5 protein-coding genes and 1 pseudogene are annotated in these 8,599 nt (G+C 72.1%); 2 read left to right on the top strand and 4 right to left on the bottom strand.

Annotated features, from left to right (window positions below; genetic code table 11):
• From WH07_RS22480 to WH07_RS22470, 3 genes and pseudogenes are all read right to left on the bottom strand, one after another.
• Positions 1-311: pseudogene (locus WH07_RS22480) on the bottom strand (hypothetical protein); the annotation flags it as partial.
• Positions 312-537: 226 nt separating this feature from the next.
• Complete coding sequence (locus tag WH07_RS22475) at positions 538-1,164, bottom strand: NUDIX domain-containing protein (protein ID WP_046502976.1); 627 nt, start codon at positions 1,162-1,164, stop codon at positions 538-540.
• 144 nt (positions 1,165-1,308) lie between these two features.
• Positions 1,309-3,003, bottom strand: coding sequence for a CTP synthase (locus WH07_RS22470; protein ID WP_046502973.1), 1,695 nt, complete (start codon positions 3,001-3,003; stop codon positions 1,309-1,311).
• Between the two features lie 439 nt (positions 3,004-3,442).
• On the opposite strand from WH07_RS22470, the gene WH07_RS22465 reads away from it, so the two are divergent.
• Both WH07_RS22465 and WH07_RS22460 read left to right on the top strand, forming a co-directional pair.
• Positions 3,443-5,251 carry a glycoside hydrolase family 15 protein gene (locus WH07_RS22465; RefSeq protein WP_079023458.1) on the top strand — a complete coding sequence of 603 codons (1,809 nt, stop codon included), beginning with the start codon at positions 3,443-3,445 and terminating at the stop codon, positions 5,249-5,251.
• Between the two features lie 171 nt (positions 5,252-5,422).
• Positions 5,423-7,051, top strand: coding sequence for a PucR family transcriptional regulator (locus tag WH07_RS22460; protein ID WP_046502969.1), 1,629 nt, complete (start codon positions 5,423-5,425; stop codon positions 7,049-7,051).
• 205 nt (positions 7,052-7,256) lie between these two features.
• Here the strand turns inward: WH07_RS22460 and WH07_RS22455 are convergent, their stop codons facing one another.
• A complete protein-coding gene (locus WH07_RS22455; RefSeq protein WP_198533868.1) occupies positions 7,257-8,342 on the bottom strand; it encodes a glycosyltransferase family 4 protein in 1,086 nt (361 codons plus the stop codon).
• Positions 8,343-8,599 lie beyond the last annotated feature (257 nt).

The raw sequence follows: 8,599 nt of genomic DNA, 5'->3' as shown, positions 1-8,599 counted from the left end.
CTATTCGTCGGCAGCGTCAGACGTGTATAAGCGACAGGGCCGGGCTCGCCGGTGGTCGCTTCCTCGGACGTCTCGGAAGTCTCCGGGGGCTTCACCCGGGCCGTACCTTTCGTCTTGGAACCGCCCTTCGGCGGTTTCGCCCCGCCCGGCCTGAAGCGGCCTCGGCGCTTGGCCGCCGGAGCGTCCGGTTCGTTCGCCGGAGCGGTGTCCGGCCGCGCGTCGGCGGAGGCGGTGGTGCCCGCCGGGCCGCCGTTCTTTCCCGTGGCGCCCGTACGGCCGGAGCCGTCCACATCCACCGCCTGATCCGTCACGGGCCACGCTCCGTCCGCCTGCGCACGAGCCGAGCCCGGCGGGTCTCCGCACGGGCGGTCCGAGCGTAGTTCACTCTCTGCGACGGCCCCGGTGGAGCGCGGCCAACCGATCAGCCAATCCCTCAATCGGATCAGTCATATCGTCCGACCGAAAGATCAACGGATCGGCAGCCCCGGACAAAGAAGCCCGCAGAAGTCGGCGGCCCCGCGCGAAGAAGGGGGTCCCTCAGGACTCGAACGGCCGTGCCGGCCATGGCGCGTCCGCCGGCCGCAGCGCCTCGACGCCCTCCCCCGCCAGCGCCGCGCCGAGCGCCAGCACCCCCACCACCAGGCAGTTGTTGTGCAGCTCGCCCGCGAGCACCCCCCGGGTCAGCTCCCCCAGCTCCACCCGCGCCAGCTCCATGTCGGCCTCCTCGTCGGAGACCTCGAAGCGCTCCCCGTCCGCCTCGGACAGATCGCGGGCGAGGAAGATCCGTACCGCCTCGTCACAGCCGCCCGGCGTGGTGTAGAGGTCCGTCAGCACCCGCCAGTCCTCGGCCTTGACGTGTGCCTCCTCGTACAGCTCCCGCTGCGCCGCGTGCAGCGGGTTCTCGCCGGGTACGTCGAGGAGCCCGGCCGGGATCTCCCAGAGCTTCTGGCGGACCGGGTGGCGGTACTGGCGCAGCACGAGCACCCGGCCCGCGTCGTCCAGCGCGAGGATCGCCACGGACCCCGGGTGGACCTGATAGTCCCGTGAGACGACCGTGCCGTCCGGCATGACCACGTCGTCCGTACGGACACTGGTCTTGTTGCCGCGGAAGGGCGTCCTGGTCGCGGTGACCCGCCACTCCTCGGGGGCGTCCTTGATGGTCATGAAAGCGTCCTCCCACACAGCGGCGCACACGCGGAAATGCGGGGCCGAGAAGCCGTACGACCCGCACGCCCGTCGCCCCCGGCTCCCACCGTATCGCCTGGATCCCTGCCGCCCGGACCGGCCGGACAGCACCTACGACAGCGCCTACGCCTTGGCGGCCACGCGCCCCGTCACCCCGGTCTCCGCCTCCTGGCGGCGTGCCACCGCGGCCTTCACCAGACCGGTGAAGAGCGGATGCGGCCGGGTCGGCCGGGAACGCAGCTCGGGGTGTGCCTGGGTGGCGACCAGATAGGGGTGCGTGGTGCGCGGGTACTCGACGTACTCGACCAGCTTGTTGTCGGGAGAGGTGCCCGAGAAGACCAGACCGGCCTTCTTCTCCAGCTCCGCGCGGTAGGCGTTGTTCACCTCGTAGCGGTGGCGGTGGCGCTCCTCCACATACGGCTGGTCGCCGTAGACCTCACGCACGATCGAGCCCTCGGCGAGCTTCGCCGGATAGAGGCCGAGCCGCATCGTGCCGCCCAGGTCCCCCGCGCCCTCCACATAGGCGAGCTGCTCCTCCATGGTGGAGATCACCGGGTGGGCGGTGCCCGAGTCGAACTCGGTGGAGTTCGCGTCGGGGATCCCCGCGACATGGCGCGCGGCCTCGATCACGATGCACTGGAGACCCAGACACAGCCCCAGCAGCGGGACCTTGTGCTCGCGCGCGTACTGGATCGCGCCAACTTTTCCGGTCACCCCGCGCTCGCCGAAGCCGCCGGGGATCAGGATGCCGTCCGCGTCCGCGAGCTGTCTGGCCGCGCCCGCCGGAGTCTTGCAGTCGTCCGAGGTGACCCATTTGACCTTGACCCGCGCCTTGTTGGCGAAGCCGCCCGCGCGCAGCGCCTCGGTCACCGACAGATAGGCGTCGGGCAGGTCGATGTACTTGCCGACCAGCGCGACCGTGACCTCGTGGTCGGGGTTGTGGACCCGGTCCAGCAGGTCGTCCCAGACGGTCCAGTCGACATCGCGGAACGGCAGGTCCAGCTTGCGTACGACATAGGCGTCGAGGCCCTCGGTGTGCAGCACCTTGGGGATGTCGTAGATCGACTTGGCGTCCACACAGGCCACCACCGCGGCCTCGTCGACATCGCACATCAGCGAGATCTTGCGCTTGATCGGCAGCGGTACGTCACGGTCGGCGCGGAGCACGATCGCGTCCGGCTGGATACCGATGTTGCGCAGGGCCGCGACCGAGTGCTGGGTCGGCTTGGTCTTCAGCTCGCCGGAGGGGCCGATGTAGGGCAGCAGCGAGATGTGCACGACGAAAACGTTGTCCCGGCCGACCTCGTGCCGTACCTGGCGGACGGTCTCCAGGAACGGCAGCGACTCGATGTCGCCGACCGTGCCGCCGACCTCCGTGATGACGACATCGACGTCGTCGGTCGCCATCCGCCGGATCCGGTGCTTGATCTCGTTGGTGATGTGCGGAATGACCTGGACCGTGTCGCCCAGATACTCGCCGCGCCGCTCCTTGGCGATCACCTGGGAGTAGATCTGGCCGGTGGTGACATTGGCGGAGCCGTCGAGGTCCACGTCGAGGAAGCGTTCGTAGTGGCCGATGTCCAGATCGGTCTCGGCGCCGTCGTTGGTGACGAACACCTCACCGTGCTGGAACGGGTTCATCGTGCCGGGGTCGACGTTCAGATACGGGTCGAGCTTCTGCATGGTCACCCGCAGACCGCGCGCCTTGAGCAGCGCACCCAGGCTGGAGGCGGTCAGGCCCTTGCCGAGGGAGGACGCCACACCCCCGGTGACGAAGATGTGCTTGGTCGTCGGGGAAGTCGAGGATCGGTGCGGCATGGCCAAGAGGGGGCTCCCGTGGTCGCGGTCTGGGGTGCGTACCGGTGTCCCTGCCGGAGAGGGGAGGGACTTCCGTCGCTGCGGGGTCGGTGCCCCTTTCGCGTCGCAGGGAGTCCACCGGTCCACGGGCTACCAGGGTATCAGCGACGCACCGAGGCCGGTCCCGGCCGCGCCTCGCACCGCCTCCCACACCTGTTCTCCCGTGTCACCCTTTGTCCCGGGACTCACCCTTGGCCACGATGTTCGTCGGACCGATGTTGCCAGGACCGTGGCACAGAACTCCCAGGTGCGTCGTATCCTGCTCGGACGTTCGCTGCCGAGTCCGGCCGGCATCGGCACACCCCGCCCGATTTCCCGGAAGATGAGCTCGTCAACGACCCTTGACCGAAGTACACCGAAGTACGCGCCCCGCGGGGCGGACGTGGCCGTTCGACTGGAGATGCACGTGGCCGGGCGCATCGAGGATTACGCACTCATCGGAGACATGCAGACCGCTGCCCTGGTCTGCCGGGACGGCACAGTCGACTGGCTGTGCCTGCCCCGCTTCGACTCCCACGCCGTGTTCGCGGCGCTGCTCGGCACCGATGAGCACGGTTTCTGGCGGCTGGGCCCCGCGCACCCCGCGGGCTCCGCACCGCCGCGGGCGACCAGGCGCCGCTACCGCGGGGACTCCCTGATCCTCGAATCCGAGTGGGACACCCCGCGCGGCACGGTGCGCGTGACGGACTTCATGCCGCCGCGCGACGGTGCCCCGCAGGTGATCAGGATCGTGGAAGGCATCAGCGGCCGGGTGCCGATGCGCTCGGCGCTGCGGATGCGGTTCAGCTACGGCCGCGTGGTGCCGTGGGTGCACAAGGTGGACAACCGTACGGTCGCGGTCGCCGGGCCCGACTCGGTCTGGCTGGACACCACCGCCGAGACATACGGCAAGGACCTCACCACCTACTCCGACTTCACCGTGGCACCGGGCGACCGGATCGCCTTCACGATCAGTTGGCAGCCCTCGCACCGGCAGCCGCCGGCGCTGCCGGACCCGGAGGGCTCGCTGGAGGCGACCTCCGACTTCTGGCGCGAGTGGGTCGAGCACTGCACGTACCACGGCCCCTACCGCGAGGCCGTGATCCGCTCGCTGATCACCCTCAAGGCCCTGACATACGCCCCGACGGGCGGGATCGTCGCCGCGCCGACGACCTCGCTGCCGGAGGAGATCGGCGGCGTACGGAACTGGGACTACCGCTACACCTGGCTGCGCGACGCCGCGATCACCCTCTCCTCGCTGCTGCGCACCGGCTACCGCGAGGAGGCTCGCGCCTGGCGCGAATGGCTGCTGCGCGCCGTGGCCGGCGACCCGGAGAACCTCCAGATCATGTACGGGATCGCAGGCGAACGGGAGCTGGGCGAGGCCGAGCTGGACTGGCTGCCGGGCTATGAGCGGTCCGGCCCGGTCCGGGTCGGCAACGGCGCGGCGCACCAGCTCCAGCTCGATGTGTACGGCGAGGTCACCGAGGCGCTGCACCTCGCGCACATGACGGGCCTGGCCCGCAACGACTACGCCTCGGTGCTCCAGCTCAAGCTGATCCGGTATCTGGAGAAGCACTGGGACCAGCCGGACGAGGGCATCTGGGAGGTCCGCGGGCCGCGCAGACACTTCGTGCACTCCAAGGTGATGGCCTGGGTCGCGGTGGACCGCACGATCAAGCTGATCGAGTCGGGCGACGCAGACGGGCCGCTGGAGCGGTGGCGCGAGATGCGGGACGACATCCACCGCGATGTCTGCGAGAAGGGTTACGACAAGGAGCGGAACACCTTCACGCAGTCGTACGGCTCCAAGGAGCTCGACGCCTCACTGCTCCTCATCCCGCAGATGGGCTTCCTGCCGCCGGACGACAAGCGGGTCATCGGCACGATCGAGGCGATCCAGCGCGAGCTGTCCACCGAGGACGGGTTCGTCATGCGGTACCCGACCTCGGGCGAGGAGACGGGCGTCGACGGTCTGGCGGGCGACGAAGGCGCCTTCCTGGCCTGCTCGTTCTGGCTGGCCGACGATCTGGCGATGATCGGGCGGGTCGAGGAGGCGCGCAAGCTCTTCGAGAGGCTGCTGGCGCTGCGGAACGATCTGGGGCTGCTGGCGGAGGAGTGGGACCCGAGGCTCCAGCGCCAGGTCGGGAACTTCCCGCAGGCGTTCAGCCATGTGCCGCTGATCGACACGGCGCTGCGGCTGACGGCGTCGGGGGCGTACGGAGGCTGACGGCGGGCCGCGGGTCCGGGTGTACGGGCCGGGGCGGGGGCGGTGAGCCCTCGCCCCGGCTCCGCTCCTGGGGGCGGGTGCCGGGCCCTCTCGGCGGTCCCGGGACGGGCGTGTCCTGTGCCGGGAGCGAGTGTTTCTTGTGCGGCGTGACCGCGGGTAGCCTCCGGCTTCATGGACAGTCAGGGCGGTATCACCGTACGGCGGGCACTCGACCTGCCCGGACTGCGCGGTGGTCTCCCCGAGGTCGTGGCCTGCGCGGACGAGCTGGACCGTACGGTGCGCTGGGTGCACGCGGGCGAGGTCCCCAACATCGCGTCGCTCCTCAAGGGCGGCGAACTGCTTCTCACTACCGGGCTCGGTCTGGGCACCCGCCCCGCCGACCAGCGCGCCTTCGTCCGGACGCTCGCCGACCGGGGGATCGCGGCGCTGGTGGTGGAGCTGGGGCCGCGGTTCGGCCGGCTGCCGGCGGCGATCGTGGAGACGGCCCGGGCCGCCGGGCTGCCGCTCGTACAGCTCCACCGCGAGGTGCCCTTCGTCTCGGTGACCGAAGAGGTGCACACCGAGATCGTGAACGGCCACTACGCGCTGCTGCGGCGGGCCGAGGAGGTGCACCGCGCGTGCACACGGGCGCTGCTGGACGGCGGCGGGGTGGAGCGGGTGCTCCGGATCCTCGCGGACTTCGCGGGCAACCCGGTCTTCCTGGAGACGGCCGAGGGGCGGCTGCTGTACGCGGCGGCGCCCGGCTCGGGCCCGGCCGCCGCCGATCCGCTCCAGATCTGGGAGGGGCTGCGCGGCCGGCGGGAGGCACGGGAGGCCGGACCGCCGACGGGGGCGGTGCTGGTGGAGGTGCCGGGCGGCGGCCATGGCACGGGGGCGGTACGTGCCCGGCTGGTGCTGCCCGCCGTATCGGCTCCGCCGCTGCCGGTGCACCGGATGGCGGCGGAGCGCGCGGCGGGCATGCTGGCGGTCGTCCTGATGCAGGCCCGGCAGGAGGAGGAGCTGGCGGCCCGGGGCCGCGGCGACTTCCTGACCGATCTGGCGGAGGGCCGGATCCGCGCCGAGGACGCGCCCGCGCAGGCGAGGGTGCTGGGCTTCAGACCGGGCGAGGGGCCGCTGCTGCCGGTGGTGATGAGGCTGGGCCCCGAACCGCTGCCGCCCGGCGACTGGGCGCCGCTGGCCCGGGCGGTGCTGGATGAGCTGGCGTCGGTGGGGGTGCCGGTGCTGCTGGGGGTACGGCCGGTGGAGGGCCGGGTTCCGCTGCTGGTGGGGCTGGGCTCCGAGGCCGTACGTACGGCGGTGGCCGACCGGGTCGCGACGGCACTGCGCTCCGGCGTGGAGCGGGCAGGGCTCGAACGCGCCGGCGCGCGCCCGCCGGTGGTGGTCGTCGGGGCCGCGGGCGGCTGGGCGGCTGCGAGCGCGGGGCTGCGGCACGCGGCGGAGACCGCGACGGCGGCCCGGGGCCTGCCGGAACGCCCCTGGTACGACGCCCGCCGCCTCGACATCGACCTGCTGCTGTGGCGGCTGCGGGAACACCCGGACCTGGCGGCCTTCGTGCACCGCGCGATCGGCCCCCTCCGCGACCACGACCGCGCCTCCCGGCCCGTGCTGCTCCCCACCCTGGAGGCCTATCTGGCGCACGCGGGCCGCAAGGCGGAGACGGCGCGCGAACTCCATCTGAACCGCCAGACGCTGTACAACCGGCTGTCCCGCATCGCCGACCTGCTGGGCATGGATCTGGACGACCCGGAGACGGTCCTGACACTGAGCCTGGCGCTACGGGCGAGGCGGCACGCGGGGTAGACGCGTCCGGCGGGGGCGGGGACAGGGCCTAGGGCGTGTCTTCAAAGTCCCGTCTGCCCGGCGACGCCTGGCACGCACGCTCGCCGCGTTGTCGGGATCATCCAAGTACGTCCAGTACGAGGATGACCCTCCGCCTTGCGATCGCACGCACCAGACGCCGTCGGCCCCGCCCTTCGGGCGGACGACGCTACTTTGAAGACACGCCCTAGCGGCGGGGTGCCTGGGCCAGTTCGTCGTAGACGCACAGCACCTGTGCGATCGTCTCGTCCTCCGTCGGCCAGGTCTCCGCCTGCGCCCGGCCGGCCGTGGTGAGCCACTCCCTGCGGTCCGGGTCGCCGAGGAGCCGTACCACCGCGTCCGAGAGGGCCGCGGCGTTTCCGTACGGTACGAGCTCCGCCGCGTCGCCGACCAGTTCGGGGACCCCGCCGACGGCCGTGGCCACCAGCGGTACGCCCAGCCGCAGCGCCTCCTGCGCGAGGGCCGAGCGGGCCTCCCAGCGGCTGGGCAGCAGCGCGATGTCCGCGGCGGCGAGGAGTTCGGCGATGTCGTCGCGCCGGCCGATGAGCCGTACGGGCAGGCCCTCCGCGTCGATCCGGCGCTGGAGCCGCCCGCGCTCCCGGCCCTCGCCCGCGATGGCGAGCAGCGGGGCGGGGTCCAGGGCGCGCCAGGTGGCGGCCGCGTCCAGCAGTATGTCGTACCCCTGCTCCGGGGTGAGGCTGCCGACGGCCATCAGCAACGGGCGTTCGACCGCGCCCAGTTCGGCACGGGCCTTGCTCTCGGGGCCGCCGGGGTGCTGGGACGGCGCGGGCAGCGCGACCGGCGCGAGGCGGGCGTCTCGGGCGCCCCTGCTGCGCGCGCGGTCGACCAGTTCGGACGAGGTGCCGAGCACAACGGCCGCCGCCTTCACGGCCCTTCGTTCCAGCAGGCGTACGAGGTGGGCGCGCGGTCCCTCCACCTGCGCGCGGGTGTGCCAGGTGACCACCAGCGGTATCCGCTGCCCGCCGAGCGCGATCGCGGCGCGTACGGCCGCGTTCAGCCCATGCGCGTGCACGACGTCCGCTCCGGCGCACGCGGCGCGCAGGGTCGCGACGGAGGCGGGGTCTCCGCGCCGGGGTACGGCGACGTGGTGCGCCCCGGAGCCGCCGAAGTCATAGGCGCGGTCGACGTCCACGGGGGCGCATACGGTGACGCGCACACCCCGGGCGACCAGGCCCGCAGCCAACGACCGAACGTGCGCGCTGCTGCCCGCGCTGCCTCCGCCGAGTACCTGGACCGTACGCATTTGTGTCACGTGGTCAAGGCTCCTGAATCGGAAACGGGGACGCCGTCAAGAATGCCAGCCCGCACACCCGTTCCGTCACCACGGTCCCCCACTTCCGCGCCCCACCGGGCCGAATCCCACCGCGGACCACCCACACGGGTGAACCCGCCCCCGCCCAGCGAAAACAAGCCCGTCCGGCGATTGAGGACACGGCACCGCGGCCCGTCCGCCGCGAAACGCGCCCCGCACCGAGCTGCGCGCCCCGCACCCGGCCACGCCCCCCGCAC

The organism is Streptomyces odonnellii, from assembly GCF_000981895.1.
Taxonomy (GTDB): domain Bacteria; phylum Actinomycetota; class Actinomycetes; order Streptomycetales; family Streptomycetaceae; genus Streptomyces; species Streptomyces odonnellii.
Note: the sequence above shows the minus strand (reverse complement) of the source record. Positions and strands in the feature narration are given on the sequence as shown.